General features: G+C 69.3%; 14 protein-coding genes. 3 read left to right on the top strand and 11 right to left on the bottom strand.

Annotated elements, in window-relative coordinates; translation table 11 throughout:
* Positions 1-17: 17 nt before the first annotated feature.
* Complete coding sequence (locus tag BM127_RS12445) at positions 18-950, bottom strand: sensor histidine kinase (protein ID WP_175507390.1); 933 nt, start codon at positions 948-950, stop codon at positions 18-20.
* Between the two features lie 163 nt (positions 951-1,113).
* Positions 1,114-1,317 (bottom strand): cold-shock protein, encoded by a 204-nt coding sequence (locus BM127_RS12440; protein ID WP_091198989.1) that lies wholly within the window; start codon positions 1,315-1,317, stop codon positions 1,114-1,116.
* A 208-nt stretch (positions 1,318-1,525) separates the two neighbouring features.
* Between BM127_RS12440 and BM127_RS12435 the strand changes: the two genes are divergently transcribed.
* Positions 1,526-1,951: a GNAT family N-acetyltransferase gene (locus tag BM127_RS12435; protein WP_091198988.1), complete on the top strand. Its 426-nt coding sequence runs from the start codon at positions 1,526-1,528 to the stop codon at positions 1,949-1,951.
* Between the two features lie 179 nt (positions 1,952-2,130).
* On the opposite strand, the gene BM127_RS12430 is transcribed toward BM127_RS12435, so the two are convergent.
* From BM127_RS12430 to BM127_RS12415, 4 genes are all read right to left on the bottom strand, one after another.
* Complete coding sequence (locus tag BM127_RS12430; RefSeq protein WP_091198987.1) at positions 2,131-3,045, bottom strand: NAD-dependent epimerase/dehydratase family protein; 915 nt, start codon at positions 3,043-3,045, stop codon at positions 2,131-2,133.
* A complete protein-coding gene (locus BM127_RS12425; protein ID WP_091198986.1) occupies positions 3,042-4,094 on the bottom strand; it encodes an aldose epimerase family protein in 1,053 nt (350 codons plus the stop codon). The genes BM127_RS12430 and BM127_RS12425 overlap by 4 nt, the downstream gene beginning before the upstream one ends.
* Before the next feature lie 88 nt (positions 4,095-4,182).
* Positions 4,183-7,911, bottom strand: a complete 3,729-nt coding sequence (locus BM127_RS12420) for an immunoglobulin-like domain-containing protein (RefSeq protein ID WP_091198985.1) — start codon at positions 7,909-7,911, stop codon at positions 4,183-4,185.
* Positions 7,908-12,527: an alpha-L-arabinofuranosidase C-terminal domain-containing protein gene (locus tag BM127_RS12415; RefSeq protein WP_091198984.1), complete on the bottom strand. Its 4,620-nt coding sequence runs from the start codon at positions 12,525-12,527 to the stop codon at positions 7,908-7,910. The genes BM127_RS12420 and BM127_RS12415 overlap by 4 nt, the downstream gene beginning before the upstream one ends.
* Positions 12,528-12,744: 217 nt before the next feature.
* Between BM127_RS12415 and BM127_RS12410 the strand changes: the two genes are divergently transcribed.
* Together BM127_RS12410 and BM127_RS12405 are read left to right on the top strand one after the other, a co-directional pair.
* A complete protein-coding gene (locus BM127_RS12410) occupies positions 12,745-17,781 on the top strand; it encodes a family 43 glycosylhydrolase (protein WP_175507389.1) in 5,037 nt (1,678 codons plus the stop codon).
* Positions 17,782-17,896: 115 nt separating this feature from the next.
* Positions 17,897-19,336 carry a hypothetical protein gene (locus tag BM127_RS12405; protein WP_091198982.1) on the top strand — a complete coding sequence of 480 codons (1,440 nt, stop codon included), beginning with the start codon at positions 17,897-17,899 and terminating at the stop codon, positions 19,334-19,336.
* Positions 19,337-19,558: 222 nt separating this feature from the next.
* Here BM127_RS12405 and BM127_RS12400 read toward each other — a convergent pair whose 3' ends face one another.
* The 5 genes from BM127_RS12400 to BM127_RS12380 all read right to left on the bottom strand — a co-directional run bounded on the left by BM127_RS12400 (position 19,559) and on the right by BM127_RS12380 (position 25,107).
* A complete protein-coding gene (locus BM127_RS12400) occupies positions 19,559-21,499 on the bottom strand; it encodes an AAA family ATPase (RefSeq protein WP_091198981.1) in 1,941 nt (646 codons plus the stop codon).
* An 8-nt stretch (positions 21,500-21,507) separates the two neighbouring features.
* Positions 21,508-22,032: a hypothetical protein gene (locus BM127_RS12395; protein ID WP_091198980.1), complete on the bottom strand. Its 525-nt coding sequence runs from the start codon at positions 22,030-22,032 to the stop codon at positions 21,508-21,510.
* Complete coding sequence (locus tag BM127_RS12390; RefSeq protein WP_139227724.1) at positions 22,029-22,520, bottom strand: hypothetical protein; 492 nt, start codon at positions 22,518-22,520, stop codon at positions 22,029-22,031. Before BM127_RS12390 ends, BM127_RS12395 begins: the two co-directional genes overlap by 4 nt.
* An 856-nt stretch (positions 22,521-23,376) precedes the next feature.
* Positions 23,377-24,489, bottom strand: coding sequence for a hypothetical protein (locus BM127_RS12385; RefSeq protein ID WP_091198978.1), 1,113 nt, complete (start codon positions 24,487-24,489; stop codon positions 23,377-23,379).
* Between the two features lie 174 nt (positions 24,490-24,663).
* Positions 24,664-25,107, bottom strand: coding sequence for a DUF2026 family protein (locus BM127_RS12380; RefSeq protein WP_091198977.1), 444 nt, complete (start codon positions 25,105-25,107; stop codon positions 24,664-24,666).
* Positions 25,108-25,115 lie beyond the last annotated feature (8 nt).

The following is a 25,115-nucleotide window of genomic DNA, read 5'->3' as shown; positions in this document are numbered from 1 at the left end:
CACTGCGTGAGGTGGCGTCACGTCCGGGCGTGCGTACGCGTGTGCAGCCGGACGTGCGTGCCGGACGCGTCGGCGCCGACGTCGACGGCAGTGCAGAGCTGCCGCGCGAGCCACAGGCCGTAGCCGTGGTCCGACGGCTCTTCCGGCGGGAGCAGCCCGGTGAGCGGGTCGATCGGGAGGTGGCCGCCGTCGTGCACGTGGCAGACCCAGGTGTCCCCCTCGTCATAGACGTGGAGGAGCGTCGGCGGCTCGCCGTGGAGGAGCGCGTTGGTCAGCACCTCGGTGACCGCCAGGGCCACGTCGTCCACCACGTCGACAGCGAGACCCGCCTCCTCGCCGAGGGAGTGGACCAGCCGGCGGGCGCTCGACACGTCGGCAGGAGAGGCGCATACGAGGGTCGTGGCGCGGGCCGGCGCAGCCGTGACGGTGGCGAGCCCGGCCAGCATGCCGGTCGGATCGCCGTAGCCGGTGTTGCGTGACGACAGGCCGTCGGTGCGCAGCGACTCGTGGCTGTGCAGGGCGATCTCGAGCAGGTGCGCCGGCAGCGAGCCCGCGTCGTAGGGGCACAGCACGTCGACGTCGTGGTCGGCGAAGACGAGGTTGATGGCCGCCTCGAGACGGCGGTAGTCGTGCACCTCCGCAGGAGTCCGGTGCCGCAACTGCTGCTCGGCGACCACGCACGAGCGGACCTCGGGTGCGTCGGCCGCGAAGTCGAGGAGAGTGCGGTAGATGTTCCACTGCGGCGCGTAGGCGACGGTGTCCTCGACGAACCTCACCTCGTCGGCGTCGCGACCGAGCGCCGACCTCAGCTGGTCGATCCGGGGCGCCGGCGCCATGACCAGGCCGCGGTGTCCCTGCTCGAGGCCCTCACGGAGGAAGCCTCCCGCCTCGTCGGCGTACTGCCGAGCACCGTCGTAGAAGACGGTCGCGTGCGTGGCTGTCGTGATCATGCTGCCCATCCGGAGGCGTACGAGTGCGTCAGCCCGAGCTCACCTCGACACTGTAGGACTCCCGGACTGGTCTAGCCAGTCGTTCCGGTCGCCGCTCTCATCAAGGTTCACCACGCACGAGGGCCCCGACCGCAGAAGCGGTCGGGGCCCTCAGTGGTGAAAATCAGGAGACGCGAACGTTCTCGGCCTGGGGACCCTTGGGGCCCTGCGCCAGGTCGAACTCGACCTTCTGGTTCTCGTCGAGCGACTTGTAGCCGCCGGACTGGATCGCGGAGAAGTGGACGAACACGTCCTCGCCGCCGCCATCCTGGGCGATGAAGCCGAAGCCCTTGTCAGCGTTGAACCACTTGACGGTGCCTGAAGCCATGATGTTTTCCTTTGTTCGGTGCTGGGGCGAACTGCCCCTGGCGCTGAAGCCATCCATACTGATGTCCAGCGAACCGAAATCAGGAGTACGAGATACGAGCCGCAGCTTGGTGCGCGGCCAGGACGACACGAGTTCGTCCCTTCAACACCTCCACTGTAGAGCACAGGTGGTCCCGGAAGCACGTCGGCGCCCTGCAAGGATCTTCGGCATGACGACGGACGGCGGCGCGGACGGCTATGTGATCCGCGCCGATCTCGACGCGATGGACCTCGACCGGATCCACGGATGGCTCAGCACCGACGCCTACTGGGCGCTCGGCCGCAGCCGCGACAATGTCGAGACGGCAGCCCGCAACTCGGTCAACGTCGGCCTCTTCGCCGCCGACGGACAGCAGGTCGCCTACGCCCGCGTGGTGACCGACCGCGCCAACTTCGCATGGCTCTGCGACGTGTACGTCGACCGCGACCACCGCGGTCGCGGCCTGGGTGGGCGGCTGGTGGACGCAGTCCTCACCGAGCTGGAGCCGCTGGGCCTGGGGCGCGTGCTCCTCGCGACCCGCGACGCCCACGACGTCTACGCGCGCGCGGGCTTCGAGCCGCTCCCGCGACCGCAGGACTGGATGATCCGGCGGTAGACCCCGATCCCGGCTGAGGGGTTTCGCGACAGTCGCTAGCGCGACTTCCTCAACCAGCGATCGCCCGTTGATCGAGGGAGGCGCCCGACCCACCGTTGGTCGAGGAAGGCGCCCTGGCGCCTGTCGCGAGACCCCGATCCCGGCTGAGGGGTTTCGTGACAGTCGCTAGCGCGACTTCCTCAACCAGCGGAGGTTTGGTTTAGGCCGGCCTCCAGCTCCGCGAGCGCATCCTCGAGCGACACCTGCGGCGTCCAGCCCCAGCCGCGCGCGCGGTCGGCGCTGATCCGCCCGGTCCAGGCGTCGCCGTCGTCCCAGGTCGGCTCGACGCCGAGCGCCGAGGTGACCGCGCCGAGGTAGTCGCGCTGCGTGGCCGGGCCGGCAGCGACGTTGACGGCGGTGCAGCCGTGCTCGACCGGACCGGCGGACGCGTCGTTGGCGGTGGCGATCGCCCCGGTCGCGACGTCCGCGGCGATGGCGGCCAGGTCGTCGACGTGCACCCAGGCGAAGGACTGGTCGGCGATCGCGTGGCGCCGCGACTCGTCCTCGGCGATCACCGCCGGCTGGACGGTGTTCCACACCGAGGAGTCACCTGCGCCGAGGATCGCGGGCGGCCGCAGCAGCACCCGGGTCGTACCAGCCAGCCGGCCCAGCGCGGCGTCGACGTCGCGCTTGACCACGGCGTAGTCGTTGCCGTCGTCGGCGACCAGGTCGGAGTTCTCGGTGACGTCGCCGGTGCCCGGGCTCCGGTCGTAGACCGCGGCGGTCGACACGTGGACCAGCAGCGGCACCGCCGCGGCCACGGCGGCCTCGGCGATCACCAGCGTGCCGTCGAGCCCGACACGGCGCTGGTCGTCACGCCCGGACCCGAGCGGGTGCACGGTCGTCACGAGCGCGTCCGCGTTCGCGACCACCGAGTCGGCGAAGGCCGGGTCGGCGAAGTCGCCGACGTGCTCCTCGACGCCCGGCGCGCTCGGCGCGGTGCCGACTCGGCGTACGACGGCGCGCACCGTCGCCCCCCGCTCGGCCAGCGCGGCGACGACGTGGCTGCCCACGAGTCCGTTGGCTCCGGTCACGACAACAGTGGAGGAGGTCATGCCTCCACTGTGCCAGCGCGGCCGAAGCGCCACTCCAGGCAGAACCGGTAGGTGTCCCCGGGCTCGAGGACCGCGGACGGCCACTCCGGCCGGTTCGGCGAGTCGGGGAAGAGCTGCGGCTCGAGCGCGATGCCGTCACCCTGGCGGTAGCGGGCGCCGGTGGTCGAGCGGCGGGTGCCGTCGAGGAAGTTGCCGGTGTAGACCTGCACGCCGGGCTGGTCGCTCCACAGCTCGAGATGCGTGCCGGTGCCGGGCGACGCGAGCACTGCATGCCGGCGCAGCCCCGTCCCGCGTACGACGTAGTTGTGGTCGACGCCGCGCGCGTCCACGACCTGCGGGTGCTCCGTGCGGATCGCCGGCCCGATCGCGGCCGCCGAGCGGAAGTCGAAGGGCGTGCCCTCGACCGGAGCGTGGTCGCCGAGCGGGATGCCGGTCGCGTCGACGGGTGTGTAGGCGTCGGAGTCGACGGTCAGCAGGTGCGCGTCGATCGTGCCGGCACCCTCGCCGTCGAGGTTGAGGTAGGCGTGGTTGGTCAGGTTGACCACCGTCGTCGCGTCGGTCGTGGCCGTCATCGTCACGGCCACGGTGTCGCCCTCGACGCGATAGGTCACGGTGACCCGGACCTCGCCGGGGAAGCCTTGGTCGCCGTCGGGGCTGACGAGCGACAGCTCGACGGAGTCGGTGTCGTGCGACACGACGTCCCAGAGTCGTACGTCGAACCCTTCCGGCCCACCGTGCAGGCTGTTGCCGCGGTCGTGGGTGCCGACCCGGACCTCGCGCCCGTCGAGGGTGAAGCGTCCCCCGGCGATCCGGTTGGCGTAGCGCCCGATCGTGCCGCCGATGTAGTCGCTGCTGGTCAGCCGCTCGTCGACATCGGCGTGGCCGAGGACGACGTTGCGGCGCACGCCGTCGCCGCCGGTCACCTCGAGGCGGTGCACGGTCGCGCCGAGCGCCAGCACCTCCACCACCGGCCGGGGAGCCGCGCCGATCGTCAGGAGCCGGACGGCGCGCCCGTCGGGCATCTGTCCGAGGACTCGGTCAGCAGTCATGTCCTCATCCTGTCGGTGACGTCGCGACGCGCGAGGGGTGGGTCCGGTCTGCCGGGAGGCCCGCACGACCTCCCGGCAGACCGGTCCCTCAGCGGACCCGGAAGCGGCCGGAGTCCGCTGAGCGCGCGTGGGTCCCCGAACCCAGGGTCACCACGCGCACGGTGTAGGCGCCGGGACGCTTCGGCGTGATCGTCCAGTGCGCACGCCCGGCGTCCGACAGGTCGAGCCACGACGAGCGCAGGACCTTGCCGTTGCGGAGCACCGTCGCCCGCACCCGGTCGGGCGACTGGCTCGCCGGGTCGGTGACGACGCGGACCCGCGCGGTCGCGCGATCGCCCTTCGACCGGACGACCCGCACGGTGGTGCTCGATCCGACCTTCAGCACACGGAGCGAGATCGACGTGGTCGACGGCGCGTGGCCCGCGCTGCCGTCGTACCTCACCTGCAGGTCGTGCGTCCCGACGCCGAGGACGGACGTGTCCACCGCGAGGCGCACCCGCCCGTCGACGAGCTGCCCGGAACCGACCAGCCGGCCACCGCTGACGACCCGGACGGTCCCGGCCGGGACTCCCCTGGTGCCGGCCACCCGGACCGAGACCGGGACGGACGAGCCGAAGCGGGCCTCGTCGGCGCCCGAGGCGGCGATCGACGTCACCGCCACCTCGCCACCCACCGCCGGCAGCGCCAGCGTGTTGGGCGCCTCGACGTTGCCCGCGCGGTCCACGGCCCGGTAGTCGACCGTCCTGGCCGCACCTGCCGCGAACGGACCGTCGTACGTCGTCCAGGCACCGCTGCCGATGCGGTACTCCGTCCTGCGCAGACCCGAGGTGGCATCAGCGGCGCGGACGGTGACCATCCGGTCGGTGTCGTACGTCGCCCGGGTGACCGGGTCGCTCGCGTCGATCCGCACCTCCAGCGACTCGACGCCCGAGGCGTTGCCGGTCGTGTCGAGCGCGCGGGCCCGGACCGTGTGCGTCCCGTCGCCGCCCACGAGCGCCGAGGCGGACGCGGAGGAGGTGGAGACCCAGGGCGCGCCGTCGACCGAGACTGACACCGACTCGACGCCGGTGGCGTCGGTCGCGGTGGCGGTGGCCCGGACCGGATCGGTGACCCACCAGCCCTCGTCACCGTCGGCCGTGCCGGCGGTCAGCGCCACCACGGGGTCGGCGGCGTCGGTCACCGTGACGGTCGCGACCGGACGGTCGGCCGAGCCGTTGACGACGGTGCCGGTCACGGTGAACGTCCCGGGAGCGGCGTACGACGCGGGGTCCACGGCGTCCCAGCGGACCGCCACCTGCTCGGTCGTCCCGTCGCCCATCTCGGCCGCCACCGTGGCGGGCAGCGCGGGCGCCGTGCCCTCGCGGGTCGTGACCGTCGCGTCGGTGACGGACTCGATGAGGAGGTCGGGCTGGTAGGCCTCGCGCATGGTGTCGAGCTCGGCCTGCGTCACCGGGATCACCGTGCCGTGGCGCGGGCTGCTGGGCAGGTCGGCGGTGGGCACCGACTGCCAGTTGCCGCTGGCGATGTCGTCGGTGCGGAAGGCGAGGTAGCCGCGGCCACCGTGGTAGCTCGGCTGGTCGATGAACATGTACCAGCGGTCCTCGACCTCGTTGTCGCGGAAGACCGTCGGGCCCTCGCCCTGGGTGTAGGTGCCGCCCCAGGGGTTGGGCTGGCCGACGCCGACCTGCTCCTTGACGAGCTGCCAGCCCGGCGACGACGTGGTCGTCGGCAGCGAGCCGGTGACGGGGGCGCGCAGGTCGGTCGAGCGCTCCTGCCGCGGCGTCATCACGGCCTCGTCCTTGACGAAGCGGAAGTAGGTGTCGCCGTCCTGGACGATCGTGGCGTCGATCATGCCGCGGCCGGTGCCACGCCTGACGTCGATCCACGGCTGCGGGTCGCTGAAGGTCACAAAGTCGCGCGTCGTGGCGTACATCATCCGCTGGTAGGACGTGTTGATGTCGCGGCCCGCGACGTCGGTGGTCGGGTAGAGCGCGGACGCCCAGTAGACGACGTACTCCCCTGCCTCCTCGTCGTAGAACGCCTCCGGTGCCCACGTGTTGCCGGCGAAGTCGGAGGACACCTTGATGTGGCGCTGGTCGGACCAGTTGACGAGGTCGGTCGACTCCCAGACCTCGAGGTACTTGCTGCCGGTCTCCTGCGCCTCGCCGAAGTCGACCGCCGGGTAGGCCTTGAGGTCGGTCGCCAACAGGTAGAAGCGGTCACCCTCGGCAGAGCGGATGATGAAGGGGTCGCGCAGGCCCTTGGTCCCGAGGTCCGACGACAGGACGGGCTGGCCGTCGTTGAGCACGTCGTAGTCGAGCGGGTCGTTGCCGCGGCTGGCGCCGAAGTAGATGCTCTCCCCGGCGTCGGTGCTCTCCCCGGCGAAGTAGGCGAAGGCGTACGCCTCGTAGTCCGCGGCGGCCGGCAGCGGCTGCACGCGGACCGGGACGGACCGCGTCGCCGTGGCGCCGTTGAGCGTGCCGGTCACGGTGAGCACGACGTCGACGGGCGCGCTGCCGTGGGCCGGGCGGGTGACCACGCCGGAGCTCGAGACGACGGCGGGGTTGCTGCTGGACCACGCGAACGTCGTCTGGCTGGTGCCGGTCGCGGGCAGGGTCAGGTTGCCGCGTACGTCGTCGGGGTGCACGAGCTCGACCGCAGCGACCGCGGCCTGGGCCTTGCCCTCGTCGGACTGCTCCTCGGGGAGCACGGTGACCGCGAAGTCCTTGGTCCGCGCGACCGCACCGCGGGTGATCGTGGCGGTCAGTGTCGCGGTGCCCGCTGCGGCGCCGTACGCCGGTCGCGTGACGTCGCCGGTCGCGGTGACGACCGACGCGGCGCTGGTCGCCCAGGTGATCGTCGAGCCGTGGGTGCCGGTCGCCGGGAGGGTGAGGTCGGCGACGACGGCGCTGGTGTCGCCGAGGCTGAGCGCAGCGGTGTCGGCCTCGGCCGCCGCGGTGCTGGTGTCCGCGGCGGAGGCCGCGGCCTCGGCGCCGGTCAGCGCCCGGGAGTAGATCCGGAAGTCGCGCAGCCGACCCTTGAAGGAGGCGTCGCCGGCATAGGCGGAGCGGCCCAGCACGTTGCGGGTCGTGGTGCCGTCGGGCTCGCCCATGAGCCCGGGGTGGGTGGTGAGGTTGGCGTTGGTCGCGACCAGCACCCCGTCCTCGTACACCCGGGCCGTGCCCGGAGCGGCCGGTGTGCCGCCGTCGATGCTGTAGGTGATGTGGCGCCACTGCCCCGTCGGCACGCGACCGGCGCGCGAGGCGCTCTGCTCGGTGGCGAAGCCGTTCTCCGCGATGGTCGAGCGGAGCCGGTTGTTGCTGTCGTTGGTGGTGAAGAGGTAGCCCGTGCCGTTGGGGTAGGTCGCCGCGTTGCCGAGGTTGTAGATGAACCAGTTGCCGCTGGTCAGGCTCGGGTCGACCCACACGTCGAAGTCGACGGTGACGTCCTCCAGGCCGGACAGCAGGTTGTCGGGCAGGGTGATGGCGTTGCCACCGCTGCTGGCGCCGCCGCTGAAGGTGAAGCCGTCGCCGGCGTTCCATGTGGCGGCACCGGCGACGGTGCCGTTGCGACCGTTGCCCGACGAGTCGGCCGCGACGGTCCCGGAGGTCTCGTCGAGCTTCCACCAGCCCACCAGGTCGGAGGTGAGGTCACCCTCGACCGCGGACGCAGGCCCCACTCCCGCGACGACACCGCCCATCGAGGCGGCCAGCGCCAGGGCGCCGATCGTCCACGAGCGCACCGCTGCGCGCCCCCACTGCCGGGTCCTGCTCTCCATCGACTTCTCCTTGATCGGGGTGGTGCTCGCGCCGCTCATCGGCCGGCCTTCGTGACCCGCAGGACGGTGCTGTCCGACGAGCGCGCGACGTCCGGCGAGCCGGCGTACGTCGCGGTGATGCGGTGCTTGCCCGGCGCCAGGCCGCGCAGGACGATGCGCGCCCTGCCGTCGCGGAGCGTGACCGTGCGGACCTTGGCCTTCTTCCCGGTCCCCACCTTGATCCGGACGGTTCCGGTGGCCTCGACGGCCGCCCTGACCCGCACGGTGACGACGGCCTTCGTGGCCGACGGCGAGCGGTGCGTGACGCTCGCCCGGGTGGTGGACGACGCCCGGGTGACCACGACCGTGACGGTGTCCTGCGAGGCGGCGCGGGTCGCGTCGCCGGCGTAGCGGACGGTCAGCGTGTGGGTGCCGACACCGAGCTCGGTGGAGGCGACCTCGAGCGCGGCCCTGCCCCCGGCGAGGGTGCCGGTGGCCAGCGTGCCGCCGGCGTCGGACAGCGTGACCGTGCCGGTGGGTGCGGCGCCCTGGCTCGTCACCGTGACGGTGATGCGCGCCGGCCCGCCGAGGCTGACCGGATCAGCAGAGGTGACGGCAGCCGTGCTCGTGGCCACCTGCTGCGTCCCTGCTGCCGGGACGTCCAGCGTGCCGGCCTGCTCGACGCGACCGAGCCGGTCGACCGCGCGGTAGTCCACGGTGGTCGCCGCGTCGCCGACCTGCACGGGCGAGGCGTACGTCGTCCACTGGCCGCCGGCCAGCCGGTACTCAGCCTTCTCCACACCGGCCCCGGCGTCCGCCGCCGTCAAGGTCACCGTGCGGGCCGCGGTGTCGAAGGTCGCGCGGGTGACCGGTGCCGTGGCGTCGATGCCGACCGTGAGCGGCCGCACCTCACCGACGTTGCCGGCCGCGTCGGTGGCGCGGACCTCCACGGTGTGGAGGCCGTCACCGGTGACGGTGACGTCGCCGGTCGCGCCCTCGATGCGCTTCCACGGGCCGTCGTCGACGGACACCTCGAGCGCGGCGACCCGCCGGTCGTCGGACGCGGTGACCCGCACCGTCGCAGGATCGGCGTACCAGCCGTTGACGCCCTGGCCCATGACCCTCAGCTCGTCGACCACGGGGGCCACGCCGTCGGTGGTGTGCATCCGGATGAAGGTCACCGAGGAGGCAGGGAACTCGTAGACGAAGGAGTCCGAGATACCAGTCACCTCGCGGGTGCGGGGCTTGATCGTGTCGGGCGCCGCCTTGGTGTTGGTGGACCCGGGCGCACCGCTCAGCGTGGTGACGGTGGCGGTGCCCTCGATGCCGGCGTCGGAGACGTCGACCTGCGTGCGGGCGGGGCTCGTCGAGGTGTTGACCACCTTGGCGACGAGGTCGCCGGTCCTCTTGTCGCGGGTGACGACCTGGTAGAGCCTGGCCGGCGGCGCGGGCTGGTCGTACTCCATCTGCAGCACGCCGTCGAGGTAGAGCTCGATGTGCGTGCCGTCGACGACGACCTTCACCCGGTAGGTCTGGCCGGTGGTGAGGCTCGTGTTCTCGAGGGCCTTCAGCTCCGACGCACTGCCACCGCTGGCGCGCTGCAGCACCGAGCGGGTGTTGTTCCAGCCGCCGATGTTCCACCAGTAGTAGTTGTTGGCGCCGGTGGCGCCGAAGCCCACGAGGAAGCCCTCGGAGCCGGCGGTCTTGGTGGCGTCGAGCTCGAGCGTGTAGTTGCTCCAGCCCTGGTCGTAGGCGCCGACCGGGACGCTGCGGGCGTCGGTGACCGATGTGCTCGACTGGACGTAGCGTCCGCCGTCGACCGCCCACGTGCCGGTCTGCGGTGCCCACTGCGAGGCGTCGGCGAACTGGTCGGAGAACAGGACCTCGCCGCCCTCGTTGGAGGTCACCGTGACGTTGTCGTAGGCCGCCGCGGTCGCCCACGTCGAGAGGAAGACGCCGCCGCTGATGTCCTCGGCCGCGTCGGCCGGGGCGTCGTACGTGCTGGGCACGACCTCGTCGCCGACGTTGTTGCCGAAGAGCTTCTGGACCTCCCAGTTGGGCGTCTCCCACGACTCGTCGTTGTCGAACCAGATCGCATCGGGGTTCCACTGGATGTGCGACTCGTTGGCCAGCAGAGGGGCGTACGACGCGAGCTTCACGACGTCGGCGTTGCGCTGCAGGGCCGTCATGTACGACGCCTCGGCGAGCGCGTTGTACATCGTGTTGCCGCGCGAGGCGTACTCACCGAGGAAGACCAGCGGGCCCTCGCGGTCGTAGGAGTCGTAGCGGGCGTTGTTCTCCAGGAACCACTGCGGGTCGCGGTAGTAGTGCTCGTCGACCAGGTCGACGTCCTGCGCGCGGTTGAAGTCCCAGAGGGTGTCGAAGCGCGCGCCGGAGGAGTCCGGGCCGGAGTTGGAGATGATCGCGATCTCGGGATGCTTCGCCGCGATCGCGTCGCGGAACTCGGGGAAGTTCTGCTCGAACGTCGTGGTGTTCTCCTCGTTGCCGAGGCCGATCATGTCGAGCCCGAACGGCTCGGGGTGGCCGAGCGCGGCGCGCTTGGCGCCCCACTCGGTGTCGGTGCCGCCGTTGGCGAACTCGATGAGGTCGACGGTGTCGTCGACCCAGCGGTCGATCAGCTCGGGGTCGTGCATCTCGGGGATGCCCGCACCGCCACAGCCGTTGGCGCCGACCGAGACGACCGGGAGGGGCTCGGCGCCGAGGTCCTCGGCGAGCTCGAAGTACTCCAGGTAGCCGATGCCGTAGGTCTGGTTGTAGCCCCAGAAGTTCCAGTTGGCGGGCCGCTCCTCGACCGGACCGATGGTCTCCTTCCACTGGTAGGTGCGGCGACGGTCGGTGAAGCCGCTCTCCTCGTAGGTGCGGAAGGTGCCGACGTTGGTGACGCACCCACCGGGGAACCGGAGGAAGCCGGGGTTCATCGCCTCGATCTTCTCGGCGAGGTCCTTGCGCAGGACCGACTTGCCGTTGACCGGGCCGACCCAGCGGTCGGTCGGCATGACCGAGACCATGTCGAGGCCGATGACCGACGGCGCACCGGCCAGGACGGCGAGGCGTCCGGCGTCGGTGGTCGTGGCAGGGCTCAGCGTGAAGGGGTACTTCTTCCACGTGTCGCTGCCCTCGAGCGCCACGGTCGCGGAGGCCACGGTGGCGTCGCCGGCGGCGTTCTCGAGGCGCACGGTGAGCTGCTGCGCGGTGGTGCTGCGGGCCCAGACATAGCCCTCGTACGTCGCTCCGGCCTTGACCGCGAAGCCGTTGTTCCAGCCGATGTTGCGCACGCCGTCGCCGGCCGCGGCCGCAGTGAGGCGCAGGTGGTTGCGGTTCATCGCGTTGAGGCGCGTGTCGTCGTCGACCACGGTGCCGGCGGTGCCGGCGCCGCTGCGGTCGAGGACCTGCCAGGCGGTGAGACCGGTGAAGGATCCGTTGTCGGAGGAGTTGAACTCGAAGGACCGGTTGCGGACCAGCTCGGCGTAGAGCCCGCCGTCGGCGGCGTAGTTGATGTCCTCGTAGAAGATGCCGAACATGTCGTCGCTGATCGACGCACCCGTGCCGTCGCCGTCGATGCTCAGCGTGGACGTGCCGTCGTCGACCTCGGACAGGACGAACCGGACCGCGTCGGCCTCGGCGCCCGCGACGAGCGCGCCGCCCTCGCCCAGCACGACGTACGTCTCGGGGTCGGCGGCGGACCGCAGCACGACCTTGCCGCCGCCGGCGTCGGTGAGCCGCATCGGGGTCGGCTCGTCGTCGACGGCGCCCAGCACGAGCGCGCCGTCTCGGAGCACGAGCGGGCCGGCGTCGGCGGCGAGCGCGACGGCTCCGTCACCGAGGTCGGTGGCGCTCAGGCGCAGGCTCGCAGTGGGCTGGTCGCCGGTGAGGCGCAGCGCGCTCCCGTCGACGACGAGGTAGGGCGCGTCGCCGTCGGCCTGCAGCACGAACGGGCCGGCCGGAGCGACGTCGGAGCCGGGCTCGTGCTCGATGGTGAAGGAGTCGAAGGCCGCCGGGAGGACGGTGCCGTCTTGGGCGGCGAGGGCGTAGACCCCGACCTGGGTGGTGTCGAAGGAGACGTTGGTCGTGCCGGCGGTGACCCACGCCGTGCCGTCCCACCAGCTCGTGGTCAGGGTGTCGCCGACCCGCGCGAGGCGCAGCCGCTCGGCGCTGGAGGCCGGGCGGTCGGCGAAGCTGACGGCGCTGAACGTCGCGTTGCTCTCGACGTCGGTCTCGACCGCGATGCCCGACGGGGACAGGCCGCCGACGAAGGTGAGGCCGGAGCGGACGTAGTTGTCCATGTCCTGCCAGGCGATGAGGCCGGCGCCCTGGTAGACCTTCGCCACGGCCGCCGAGACGTCGGCCGTGGCGGTGAAGTCGCCCGCCGGGACGTCGAGGACCACGATGTTCCTGGCCGTGTTGACTGCCTGGTAGGTGTCGCCGGGCTGGCCGGCGATCCGCAGGGCGCCGTCGGCGACCGCAAGGTTGGCGGGGTCGGGGTTGACGACCTCCCACCGCGCGTCGAGCGCGGTGCCGTCGAAGGCGTCGCTCCACGAGACCAGCTCGTCGGCGGCTGCCGCCGGTCCGGCGGTGACGGTGGCCGTGGCGAGGCCGGCGGCGAGCAGGGCGGCGGCGGTGAGAGCAGCGGCCGGGCGGCGGTGGGTGATGGGCATCTGGGTCCTCGAGGGTCCGGGCCGTCACGCGGGTGTGACGGGCACCACAGGCTGAGTGTTAGCGCTAACACGCCATCCGTCAAGGCCTCATTTTTCCAATTGGAAACGCCCATTGACGAAACGCCGTGACCGCAGTCACACTCCGTTTGTTAGCGCTCACATCCTTCGGAGGTCCCCGTTGTCCACACGACTCGCCCGGCGCACGGCACGAGGCGCGGTGATCGTCCTCCTGGCGTCACCCCTCGCGCTCCTGGCGCCTCTCACCCCCGCCGCGTCCGCGGCCGACGTCACCGACGGCCTCCTGCTGCGCTACGACCTGACCCAGCAGTCCGGCACCGTCGTCGAGGACACCTCCGGCAACGGCCGCAACGGCACCCTGGCCGGTGGTGGCACCTGGACCGGGTCCAACGGGCTCGCCCTCGACGGCGTCGACGACCACGTGAAGCTGCCGAACAACGTCCTGGCCGGGCTGTCCTCCGTCACGGTGTCGAGCGACGTCTTCATCGAGCCGAGCCAGGCGGGCAACTACTTCATCTGGGGCCTCGGCAACCCGGCCGTGGGCAGCCCCGCCTCGGGCTCGGGCTACCTGATGGCGTCGGGCAACACCTTCCGCGCGAGCATCACCAACACGTGGTGGAACAACGAGAAGAACACCGCACCCTCCCCCGCCCGCGCCCTGGCCCGCGGCGTCTGGAAGACGGTCACCTACACGCAGACCGGGACCACCGGCACGCTCTACGAGGACGGCGTGCAGGTCGGGCAGAACACCAACGTGACTGTCCTGCCGAGCGCGATCGGCAACGGCACCACGACCAACAACGTGCTCGGAGAGTCCAACTACGCCGCCGACAACTCCCTCAAGGGCAAGGTCAGGAACTTCCGGATCTACAACCGGGCGCTGACGCCCTCCGAGGTCGCCGACATCTCGCTCACCGACGCCAACCGGCTCGCGTCCGACACCGACGCGCTCAGCCTCGGTGACCTGTCGGGCGTGACCGCCAACCTCACGCTGCCGACCACCGGCTCCTTCGGCTCCGCGATCAGCTGGGCGTCGAGCGCTCCGGCCAGGATCAGCGGCACCGGTGTCGTCACCCGGCCCGGCGCCGGCGCCGACCCCGAGCAGGTCACCCTGACCGCCACGCTGACCCGCGGTCCCGGGACCTCGACGAAGACGTTCGACGCGACAGTCCTGCCCGACGAGGGCGACCAGTCCAAGGCCGACGCGGCCGCCGCCGCGCTCGCCCTCGTGCACCCCGACGACGTACGCGGCCACCTGACGCTGCCGACCACGAGCACCTACGACTCGACCGTCACCTGGGCCTCCTCGGCACCGGCGATCGTGGCGCCCGACGGCATCGTCGACCGTCCGGCCCCCGGCTCCGGCGACGCGAGCGTCACCCTGACCGCGACCGTCACCGTCGGCGGCGCCACCGCCACCCGGGCGTTCCCGCTCACCGTGCGGCAGGCGCCCGCCCCGGCGCCGTACGCCGGCTATGCGTTCAGCTACTTCACCAACAACTCGATCGCCGGCGAGAAGATCTACTTCGCCGCCAGCCGAGGCAACAACGCGCTGCGCTGGGACGAGCTCAACGGCGGCCAGCCGGTGCTCGAGTCGACGTACGGCGAGCTTGGCCTGCGCGACCCGTTCCTCATCCGCTCCCCCGAGGGCGACCGCTTCTTCCTGATCGCCACCGACCTCTCGATCGGCCGCAACGGCGACTGGGACCGCGCGCAGCGCCAGGGCAGCCGCTACCTCGAGATCTGGGAGTCCACCGACCTCAAGAACTGGTCCGAGCAGCGCCACGTGCAGGTGTCCCCACCGACCGCGGGCAACACCTGGGCGCCGGAGGCCTACTGGGACGAGGACCTGCAGCAGTACGTCGTGTTCTGGGCGTCGAAGATCTACGCCGACGACGACCCCGGCCACACCGGCGGCACCTACAACCGGATGCTCTATGCCACGACGCGCGACTTCGTGACCTTCAGCGAGGCCAAGGTCTGGCAGGACATCGGCACCTCCCGCATCGACTCGACCGTGATCAAGGAGGGCGACACCTACTACCGCTTCACCAAGGACGAGGGCGCCGGCAGCACCGGCTGCTCCGACATCATCCAGGAGAAGAACGACAGCCTCACCGAGCCCGACCTCGTCGGCGCCAAGGCGTGGGCCTTCCAGGACGGCTGCATCGGCCGCGACGCCGGCACATCGGCCGTGGAGGGTCCGACCGTCTTCAAGCGCAACCCCGGTGACACCTCGGGCGGTCAGTACTACCTCTTCGTCGACGAGTACGGCGGCCGCGGCTACATCCCGCTGACCACCGACGACCTCGAGGCGCCCGACTGGAAGGTGCCGGCCGACTACAAGCTGCCGGCCAGCCCGCGTCACGGCACGGTGCTGCCGGTGACCCAGGCCGAGCTCGACGCCCTGCGCGCCGACCTCCCGGCTCCCCCGCCCCCGGTGCAGAGCACCGAGGACGGCCTCGTCGCCCACCTGCCCCTGACCGGCGACGCCGAGGACATCAGCGGACACGGGTACGACGGCACGGTGACCGGCGACGCGACCTTCGCCGACGGTGCCCTGACGCTGGGCGGCGCGACCGGTCACGTGAAGCTGCCCGACAACATGATGAGCGGCCTCGACGACATCACCGTGTCGAGCAGGGTCTGGGTCGACCCGGCCCAGTCCGGCAACTACTTCCTCTGGAACCTGGGCAACACCGGCACCGACGGGGTCGGCAACGGCTACCTCTTCGCCACCGGCAACAGCACCTACCGGGCCGCGATCGCGTCGGGGAACTGGACGACCGAGCAGGGCATGACGTCCGGTTCGGCGCTCGCCCGAGGCGCGTGGAAGACGGTGACGTACACGTTGGCCGATGGCGTCTCGACGCTCTACCTCGACGGCCGCCAGGTGGCCCGCAACGCCAACGTGACCCGCCGCCCCGGCGACATCGGTGACGGCGTCACGACCGCCAACTACATCGGCCGCTCGGCCTACAACGGCGACAACCGGCTGCGCGGCAAGGTGCAGGACTTCCGCATCTACTCGCGGGCGCTCTCGGGAGCCGAGGTGGCCGAGATGGCTGCCGCGCCGACCGACGTCCTCGGTGTCGAGCTCGACTCGCTCAAGGTGCCGGCCCTGATCGACGCGACCGCGGGCACCGTCCTGCTGCCGGTGGAGCCGGGCACGGACCTGACGACCCTCGACCCGGCGTACGCCGTCGTCTCCGGCGCCACGGTCTCGCCCGACGGTCCGGCCGACTACACCTCGCCGGTCGCGCTGACCGTCACGAACGGCTCGGCCAGCCGGGTGTGGACGGTTAAGGCCGTCGAGATGCGCTCGCCGGTGCTGCCGGGTCTCTACGCCGACCCCAACATCGCGGAGTTCGACGGGACCTACTACATCTACGCGACGACCGACGGCACTCCGGGCTGGGGCGGCAAGGACTTCTATGTCTGGAGCTCCCCCGACCTGGAGACCTGGACGCGCTCGGAGGAGCCGTTCCTGACCCTCGACGGCGCGAACGGCAACGTGCCGTGGGCCACCGGCAACGCGTGGGCGCCGACGATCATCGAGCGGGGCGGGAAGTACTACTTCTACTTCTCCGGCCACAACGCCTCGCTCAACCGCAAGACGATCGGTGTCGCGGTCGCGGACAGCCCGACGGGCCCGTTCACGGCGCAGCCGCAGGCGATGATCCTCAACAACGAGGCCGTCACCTCCGGCCAGGCGATCGACCCCGCGGCCTTCCGCGACCCGGTGTCAGGGAAGTACTACCTCTACTGGGGCAACGGCGCGCCGGTCATGGCCGAGCTCGCCGACGACATGGTCTCGCTCGAGCCGGGCACCATCTCGGCGATGTCGGGGCTGACCAGCTATCGCGAGGGTTCGTTCATGAACTACCGCGACGGGATCTACCACCTGACCTACGCGATCGACGACACCGGTTCGCCGAACTACCGCGTCGGCTACGCCACCGGCACCAGCCCCACCGGGCCGTGGACCTACCGTGGCGTGATCCTGGAGAAGGACGTCTCGCAGGGCATCCTCGGCACGGGCCACAGCTCGATCGTGCAGGTGCCGGGCACCGACGAGTGGTACATCGCCTACCACCGCTTCGCCATCCCCGGCGGTGACGGGACGCACCGGGAGACCACGATCGACCGCCTCACCTTCGGGCCGGACGGGCTGATCGAGAAGGTCGTGCCGACGCTGTCGTCCGTGGACGGGTTGGCCTACACCGGCGGCCCGGTCACGGCTGCGGTCTCCGACGCGGGTGCCGAGGGTTGGTATGGCGCGGACGCCGCGCTGACGCTCTCGGGATCGGGTACGCGACAGATCCGCATCGGTGACGGCTCGTGGACGGCGTACGACGCTCCGGTGGCGCTGCCCGCCGGCTCGTACGACGTCGCCTGGCGCGCCCGCTCGGCCAACGGCCAGTGGAGCGAGGTCTGGACGCAGTCGGTGAAGGTCGACACGGCCCCGCCGGTGGCCTCCGGCAGCGTCTCTTCCAGCCGGGAGCTGACGGTGTCGGCGACGGACGACGCCTCGGGTGTCGCGGTGCGGGAGTACCGCCTCGACGGTGGTCCGTGGCTCGCGTGGACGGGACCGGTGCAGCTCGACGGTCTTGCCCACACGGTCGACGTCCGCGCGGCTGACGTGGCCGGCAACGGGTCCGCGGCGAGCTCGCTCTCCGTGGCCGCGGTGCCGAGTCCCGCCCCGGCCGCGCCCGTCTCGGTCGCTCTCCCGGTCGCCGCGGGCAACGCGACGGTCGGCCGGACCCTCACCGCCACCCCGGGCGGCTGGGACCAGGGCAACCTGACGTACGCCTACCAGTGGCTGCGCGACGGAGTGCCGATCGCCGGCGCAGCGTCGACGAAGCTGGTGCTGGGCGCGGACGACGTGGGCGCGCGGATCTCGGTGCAGGTCACCGCGACCCGAGCCGGTGGCCCGGCCGGTGTGGCCAAGTCGGCGGAGACGTCACCGGTCGCGAAGGCGAAGTCGAAGGTCAAGCTCCGGATGAAGTCCACCAAGCTGACCGTGCTCGTCTCGACGCTCCCAGCGTCGGTCGGCGCCACTGGCCAGGTCGTGGTCAAGGTGGACGGCAAGGTCCGCAAGGTCCGACTCGACGACGGCAAGGCTGTGCTCCGCCTGGCACTCAAGGCCGGGAAGCACACGGTCAAGGTCTCGTACGCCGGGTCCGACTCGGTGGCCGCGAGCTCCGAGAAGAAGAAGGTGCGCGTCAAGCGCTGACAGATGCAGTACGCCGCCCGGGTCCCGTTGGGGCCCGGGCGGTACTGCGTTCATTCATTGTCCCCCACTGCTTCAAACCTCTTGTGGTTCGAACACCTGTTCGATAGAATGAAGCATGTCCACCTCCCTCCTACCCCACCAGCCGCCGCAGGCGGCCGATGAGGCGTCGGCGAGGGCACTGCTGGACAGCGCTACCGAGGCCCTCCGCACCCGCCGCCTGGCCGAGGTCGCCGAGCTCCGGCTCGCGATCCAGTGGTCGGTCGCTCAGGGTCATCCGCGTAGCAAGCGCGACCCGATGGTCACGCCGGGTGGCGACGGCACGCCGGCCGTCCGGGAGCACGCGATCCCCGAGCTGGCGATGGCGCGCGAGACCCACCCGGCCACGACGCGTGCGCTGATTGCGGACGGGCTCGACCTGGTCCACCGCCTCCCCCGTACCTGGGCGGTCGTCGAATCCGGGCGCTGCGAACCGTGGGTGGCCCGCAAGGTCGCGGTGCTCTCCCGCGCGCTGCTGTCCGAGCAGGTCGGGCGGGTCGACCGCGCCGTTGCGAAGGCCATCAGCGGCCACGCCCCGTCCACCGTCCTCGAGATCGCTCGCGCCAAGGTCATCGAGGCCGATCCCGAGACCCACCGCGCCGAGCGCGAGCGCTCGCGGCACGAGCGCTACGCCCGCCTCTCCCGTGCCGACGAGTTTGGCTACCGGCACCTCATCGCCCGCGTCACCGCCGGCGACGCTGCCTGGATCGACGCCATGGTCGACCGCGTCGCCGACATCCTCGGCGAGAGCATGGGGCACGACCACAACCACGACGAGCTCCGCTCGATCGCGCTGGGCTGGCTAGCACGACCGGTTGAGCTGCTCAAGCTGCTCCTCGAGCACACGGACACCTCAGATCGCGAGCAGCCCGCATGGGCGGCCGACCACATGGCCGACACCATCGACAAGCTCTGCGCCCTACCCGCTCGCAGGCTGGCAAAGCTCCGCGGCCGTGGACGCCTCTTCGTCCACCTCACCGACGAAGCCCTTCGCTCTGGAGTTGGCGTTGCCCGAGTCGAGGGCGTCGGCCCTATCGACGTGCGCCAGCTCCACGAGGTCCTCGGCAACGCCGATGTCACCGTCACCCCGGTTCTCGACCTTCGTGAACGCCGACGAGTCGACGCCTACGAGCACCCCGAGGTGATCAAGGACCACGTGTGGATCCAGACCGGTGGCGACTGCTTCCCCTTCACCCCGCGCAGCGCCACCCGCGACGGCGTCGACTACGACCACGCGATCCCCTACGACGACACGGGGCCACCCGGCCAGACCGGCCCGCACAACTCCGGCCCCCTCCGCCGGCGCCACCACCGCACCAAGACTCACGGCGGACTCACCACTCGCGTCGTCGGACCCGGGCGACACTTGTGGCGCACCCCGCACGGCCAGGCGTTCCTCGTCGACCACACCGGCACGACGAGGCTGACCGAGCAACAGGCGACGGCCATGGCCGAAGCTATCGGGGACGGCGTCGAGCTCTACTTCGGGACTGCGCAGGAGTACGAGCCTGCTGGCTGAGCAGGGTAGGACGACTTCGTAGCGGCTGCGCAAGTCGGGCAGGGCTGTCGACGGCGCATGACACGCTCAGTCCGCCCAGATAGACGTGCATGACAACGTGGACTGGAAGCCCGGTAGGGCAGGGCGTGTCAAAGGAAAGCCTGGTTAGTCGACGCGACTGCTGACCTAGAGACCCATCTCCCAACCTCAGAAGTGCGTCTGGAGCGATGGCGAGATGCCACGTCAGTCGAGTTCTTCGGCATCCTGCGGGTTGTTTGACTCCTCCTCGCCGCGATGAGTCACTCCCGGGACAAGGGGGTTTTCATAGTCAAGGACGATGTGCTCGGAGACCCAGTTGGAAGCGTCGGCAGGCATGTCATTGTCGGCGAAGATGATTTGGAACCGGTTGCCGGAAGCGGTCTGAAGAGTCCGGAGACGTGCGTAAATGGACTCTACGACGGCCTTGTCCAAGGACCCGTCGCCGACATTCTTCCTAGGGCTGTCGACCATGAGGAGTGTGGGAAGCAGCATGTCGTCGCCTTCAGAGAGGGACATGTACAAGTTCGCGAGGTGGTAGGCAAGATTCACGATGGTCTTGCGACCTCCTCCAACGGCGAGGTTGTCGAAGGACTCGCCGTCCACGATCGGCAAGTAGTTGGTGGGATCGACGTGACCATGACGATCTTCACCGAGCCACGGAAGCCGTAGATCGTGAAGGATCTCGTTGAACAGTGCGGAGAGTTCGTCGAGGAATGTAGTGTTCTCGCTCAGTTCGAGTCTGATTCGAGCTTCTTCGACTGCCATTCCGCGGGCGAGGACATCGAGGTCATCTGCTTCCTTGTGTAGGCCGGTCTGCATCGCCCAGCGTGCTTCAACATCTTCAAGACGTTGGATCGCTGCTTCGGCTTGCGCCACCTGCCCGACGGCTTGTTCCAGGTTGCCGATGAAAGGCACTGGACGCGCATCATCGGTGCTGGATGCCTCTCGCAGTTGAGCGAGCACGGCAAGTTCTGCGAGCTCAATTTGAGCGCTGAGCGCCTCGATCGTGCCCTCGTCTTCCTGAGCGAGCATCTCGGTTTCGCGCCGCTGCTCTCGGACAACCTTCAATAGGGACGCAGCAGGCTTCGCGACGTCCTCGGATGGCTGTGGTTGCCCGCAGAGGTGGCAATGGCTCTCGTCGAAACGGTCATCAGGCAGGCTCTGCAGGCAGCGAGGGCACTGAACGAAGTCGAGGCCGGAAAGACTCATGCTCGCCGCGTCGGTTCGCTTGATTCGCTGTTCGTCGAGGGTCAGCTGAGCGCGTACGCTTCGGGCCTCTTCAACGGACGCCCTGAGCGCGTCGCGTTGAGCAAGCAGGTCGTCCAGACGCGCGCGTGCTGCGCCTAGGACATTGAGTGATTCGGCGCTCACCAGCCCACCTTGAGCGGCCGTTCGGGCTTCGGCCAGTGCCTGTTGACTGCGCTCTAGCTCATTGCGAAGTCCCGCCTTTCGGGCGGCGAGCTCGGCCTGGTCAGGGTCACCTAGGTCGTTCATGAACCCGGCGATTGCTCCGGCGCTTTTGCGCAGCGCGGATGCCTCCCCGCGCCGTCTTCCTCGTTCTGTGAGCAGCTCCACAGTGCGCTCGTTCGCTAGGCCGTAGATGAGCTCGAAGACGGCGATGCGCTTGTTGTTTAGGTTCGCGTCGCTGTGCCCAATCACGTTCGTATCGATCCGGTTTTGATCGAGGTAGAGATACTTATGCACGTCCCAGAAACTCACAGGCACTGTCTCGTCTGTTGGCTTCTTGCGGCTCTTGGGGATACGCCAATCTGAGGGCAGGCCCAACGACTCGAGGAGCACAGGCCCGACCTTCCGCACGTTCTGGCGGTTGGTTGTGGCCCATAGACCGAGGGATTCTTGGGTCGTGAGGTCGGTGACGTGGACGACGTTGGATCTCAGCTCTCGAGTGAACTCCCAGTGCTCGGCGCCCGCTCGAAACTTGACTTTGATGACGCGCACGTTGTCTCGAACGGCGGGCATGAGCTTCGCGGAGCCACCGAGCCCGTACTTGAGAAGCTCGAGCATTGAACTCTTGCCCGCCCCGACGGGACCGGTAACGGCGTTGACGCCGGTTCGAAACTCGTAGGTCTTGCCGTGAGTGGCCGTACGAACCTCGAGGCTCTCGATGATCAAACGCTTACCCATGATCGTTCCTAGATCGTTGTCCGAATTGGGCGGTCGACGACCTCGGGAAGCTTCGTGTAGATCAGCTTCTTCAGCCGTGACCCGGTCACGTCGAAATGCCTGTGTAGAAACGATGCTCGGAGGTCGACCTGTGACCAGTCCTCGTGGTTGGCAAGGTCGGCAGCGACCGCCGCGCCCGACACGGTCAAGTTCATCACCAGTGCGCGCCCCTTCTTCGTGACGGTAATCAGACCCAAGCCAGCGAGGCTCCCGAGCACCGGGTAGTAGCGGTCGTCCCAGGGGCCGTACTTATAGCGGACCATTCGGCTCTCCACGGCTAACTGCTCACTCTCGGTGGGCTCGGTCCCGAGCTCCCAGTCCGCGCCGAGTTCTGCCAGTAGCCGGTCGGTGAAGGCTGGATACCTCATCAAGAAATCGAGCTTCGCAAGCTTAGTCAGCCCCTCCAGGGGCGTTTCGCCAGTCGACCCGAAGTGCCGCAACAAGATAAGTACGCGGCCCAAGTGGCCGTCTAACTGCACGCTACGACCGCTCATGATTCTCCACCCGCGACGTCGCCTTGGTGTGAGGACGAGTCAAGGGCATCGACATCAAAGCGCTCGGACCACCAGATCTCGCAGTGCGCCGTCAGGTCGTACACGAGGCCCATCAACAGCTGCGGGGTTAGCGCATCCAGTGACGATCTTTCGGCGGCGAGTGCGCCCATCCGCGCGCGGATGTCTTCATACATCGCGTTGCCGTAGGGCTGGCCGTGCTTCGAAGCGCCAACTTGGGCGTCAGTTGCTTCCAGAACGACTCGCGACCTGAGTGCTTCGAACGCGCTCAGCTGACCAGCGACGGGGAGAGGTTCGGAGAACGTTGCCTCGAACGCCGTCCATCCCATCCGGGCGCGGCTCGCAGCGGTTTCTGCAGTCGGTACCACCTTCCCCCTGCGCAGCTTCTTTGCCAGGGTCGTGTTTTTCGCCGATGTCGGCGGAGGTACCGCTGCAGCCGGCATAGCGATTTTGCGGGCAGCCTGCACCACGGGCTCGCGCCTGACTACACGCTTGGCAGAGTCCGCCACGGCCAGCACAGCGGCGTCAAATGCATCGGCGCTACTACTCGACCAAGTTGTAGGTTCTGTTTCCCCGAAGCCGTGCGATGCATTCCTTGCAATTCCGACGACTGCGTCATATACCGCTGGAGCCTCGACTGCACTGAGGCCGAGCTTGCGCAGTGCCGGTCGAGCCGCATTGTCGATCTGAACGACGCGCTGGTTCTTTGGAGCGCGAACTGTCGTTGTCGATGCGAAGCGCCGACAGGAACTCGACAACATCCGCGCGAGTCGCGCCAGCGAATCGATAGCCGTGCTTGTCAACCCAGGCGTTAATCGCTTCGCGGTCCGCCGCTGCACATGCCTCGGAGAGGGCCCGGCACTCGCCATTCAGGCCACCGTTGGTTACCCATCTGCACTGAGCGGGACGACCGAGCTCGCGCCACCGTGCATAGAGAGTCTCCAAGCCACCGTCGCTGAACATCGTCGCGATGGTCCAATGGCCGGAGTTCGGCTCGCGATGCTTGACGCTCACAGGCGCGAACGAGCCTGCCCACCCAAGGATGAAATCGGTGTGCCATTCGCACAAGATCCATTGAAGTTTGCACGTCGGGTCAGCCATCTCTAATGCGTGGCGAGCGACCCAGCCATGCTGGAACCCGAAATATCCTGATGACGATGCGCCAGCATCTTCGCCTGGCCGCTTACCGGCGAGTGAAGCCGGCACTTCGACCCGTTCTCCCCCGGTCATAGTGGTTGGAGGATATTGACAAATTGCCGCAGTTGCACGCCTTTCACCTCGTGGGCGCAAAGTTCGACGACCTGGATGCGTTGTTGCAAGGCCGTTCTACGTCGACGCGACGATCTGCCCGGGTTCGTCGTGAGGCAGCAGACTGATCGGGGCGAGTGCACCCAGCACCGCCGCGCGCAGAGTAGGAGGCACCCCACGGGTGGGATCCACCTCGCCACGCGCAACTGCAAGCCCGGCACCGGCGACCAGATCCGCGAGCTGGATCGACGGGTGGTCGTCCGAACTCCCTCGATGGACCGATGCTGAGTGCGGTCCCCGTGTCCACCCGTTGCGTCCGTCGTTCAGCGACATGGCCGACAGCCTCGCGAAGACGTCAAGGATCTCGTCAGTCAACGTCAGCTGCTCGTCGGCGAGCACTGAGATTGGCCCGAGCCGCTCAACCCAGCAGCCGATCAGGGCAGCAACCGAGGGGACGAGCGGCTCCATCGGAGCAGCAGCGGCCGCGGGCGTATCTTCGCGGGTAAGACGGTCAAGGTGTGCCAAGTGGTCGTGCGCCTCGGTCTCACAGCGCAAAGCAAGTCCGAGCACGTCCGCGACAAAGCCGGCGCCGCAGGCCGCACGCGCGCGGTACAGGCATGCCATCAGTTCTTCGACGCTGACCTGACCGCCTCCCACATTGCGCATGCTGGCAAAGTCGACGACGTTCTGCAGCAAGTCAAGGTGTTGCTCCGCGCCGAGCTCGGATGCAGCCTCGTTAGTCAGCGCGCGGCCCATCACGATGTTCGCGCCTGCGGCGTAGAGGTTGATACCGCGCGAACTCGTATGTTCCTCGATCAGGAGGTCGACCAACTTCGAGGCAGCCATGAAGTGCTTGTCGACCACGTAGATCATGCACCGGTTGCCAAGGAGGTCGGTCGAGACCATTGTCTCGGCCAGCGCCTCGAGTCGACCGGGGTTGCGTCTGAGATGCTTGAACTTGACCTCGCCGGTGGCACCGAGGTTCGCCGCCCGTCGCAAGCTCTGCAGCACCCTCTCGCCGTGCTCGTCGTCGCAGGCGACCGACCCGATCGTCATGAACCTGTCGAAGCGACCGATGAGTTGCTCTCCGTCCCACCCGGACTCATCGGTCGCGACCCACCGCTGTGTCGCGTCGTCGGTCGTGGAGCCGTCGTAGCGCGCAGCGAAACCCGATCCGCTCAGCCTTGGCATCCACCTACTCCTTCGCCGTCGGAACGTCCAGACGCTGCTCGTGACTCAGGACTGGCCGCGAACTCGACGACGCAATACTCCACCAGCCCACCCGGTCTATCCGCCACTTGAGCCTGCGCGTCCGCTCCGCCGCCGAGCGCGGCATTGCTAGTTCCGAGCAACGCAACAGCGCGATCAGCCCTGCTGTTCAGCGTCAGCAACCAGCAATTCGTAGTCCCGGCGAAGTGCAGGCATCGCTGGGCCGACGGCTGACAGGTCCGCGTACGGGTAGGACGCGATCCTGCTGAATCGGTGGTACCAAGAGTCGTCATCGGTGACCACGACAGCCTCTTTGACATCCTTGAACTGCGGAGCCGTGATGTCGATGATCCACCCATCCTGCTCGATCCACGCGTGTGTCTGGCCGCCCGCGTCAACCCCAGATCGGTAGTTCCACACGCCCAGGCCGCTGTCTTGGAGGTACTGACCGAGCATCTGAGCGGAGTCACCACACACGCCGCGGGGGAAGCCTTCGAATTGTCGAGACTCAAGCCGACCTTGGGCCACCGCCGCGGCGATGGCGTCACGGAATCCGACGGCGAGGCGTTGAGCGAGCTCTATGTCTAGCAATGCGGTCACCACTCAAT

This window comes from Nocardioides alpinus, assembly GCF_900112035.1.
GTDB classification, from domain to species: Bacteria; Actinomycetota; Actinomycetes; order Propionibacteriales; family Nocardioidaceae; genus Nocardioides; species Nocardioides alpinus.
The sequence above is the reverse complement of the archived record's forward strand: the minus strand, read 5'-3'. Positions and strand labels throughout refer to the sequence as shown.

Bases quoted from the DNA above. Each gene is read 5' to 3' on its own strand.
- BM127_RS12445 (WP_175507390.1), bottom strand. From the start codon at position 950: ATGATCACGACAGCCACGCACGCGACCGTCTTCTACGACGGTGCTCGG.
- BM127_RS12440 (WP_091198989.1), bottom strand. From the start codon at position 1,317: ATGGCTTCAGGCACCGTCAAGTGGTTCAACGCTGACAAGGGCTTCGGC.
- BM127_RS12435 (WP_091198988.1), top strand. From the start codon at position 1,526: ATGACGACGGACGGCGGCGCGGACGGCTATGTGATCCGCGCCGATCTC.
- BM127_RS12430 (WP_091198987.1), bottom strand. From the start codon at position 3,045: ATGACCTCCTCCACTGTTGTCGTGACCGGAGCCAACGGACTCGTGGGC.
- BM127_RS12425 (WP_091198986.1), bottom strand. From the start codon at position 4,094: ATGACTGCTGACCGAGTCCTCGGACAGATGCCCGACGGGCGCGCCGTC.
- BM127_RS12420 (WP_091198985.1), bottom strand. From the start codon at position 7,911: ATGAGCGGCGCGAGCACCACCCCGATCAAGGAGAAGTCGATGGAGAGC.
- BM127_RS12415 (WP_091198984.1), bottom strand. From the start codon at position 12,527: ATGCCCATCACCCACCGCCGCCCGGCCGCTGCTCTCACCGCCGCCGCC.
- BM127_RS12405 (WP_091198982.1), top strand. From the start codon at position 17,897: ATGTCCACCTCCCTCCTACCCCACCAGCCGCCGCAGGCGGCCGATGAG.
- BM127_RS12400 (WP_091198981.1), bottom strand. From the start codon at position 21,499: ATGGGTAAGCGTTTGATCATCGAGAGCCTCGAGGTTCGTACGGCCACT.
- BM127_RS12395 (WP_091198980.1), bottom strand. From the start codon at position 22,032: ATGAGCGGTCGTAGCGTGCAGTTAGACGGCCACTTGGGCCGCGTACTT.
- BM127_RS12385 (WP_091198978.1), bottom strand. From the start codon at position 24,489: ATGCCAAGGCTGAGCGGATCGGGTTTCGCTGCGCGCTACGACGGCTCC.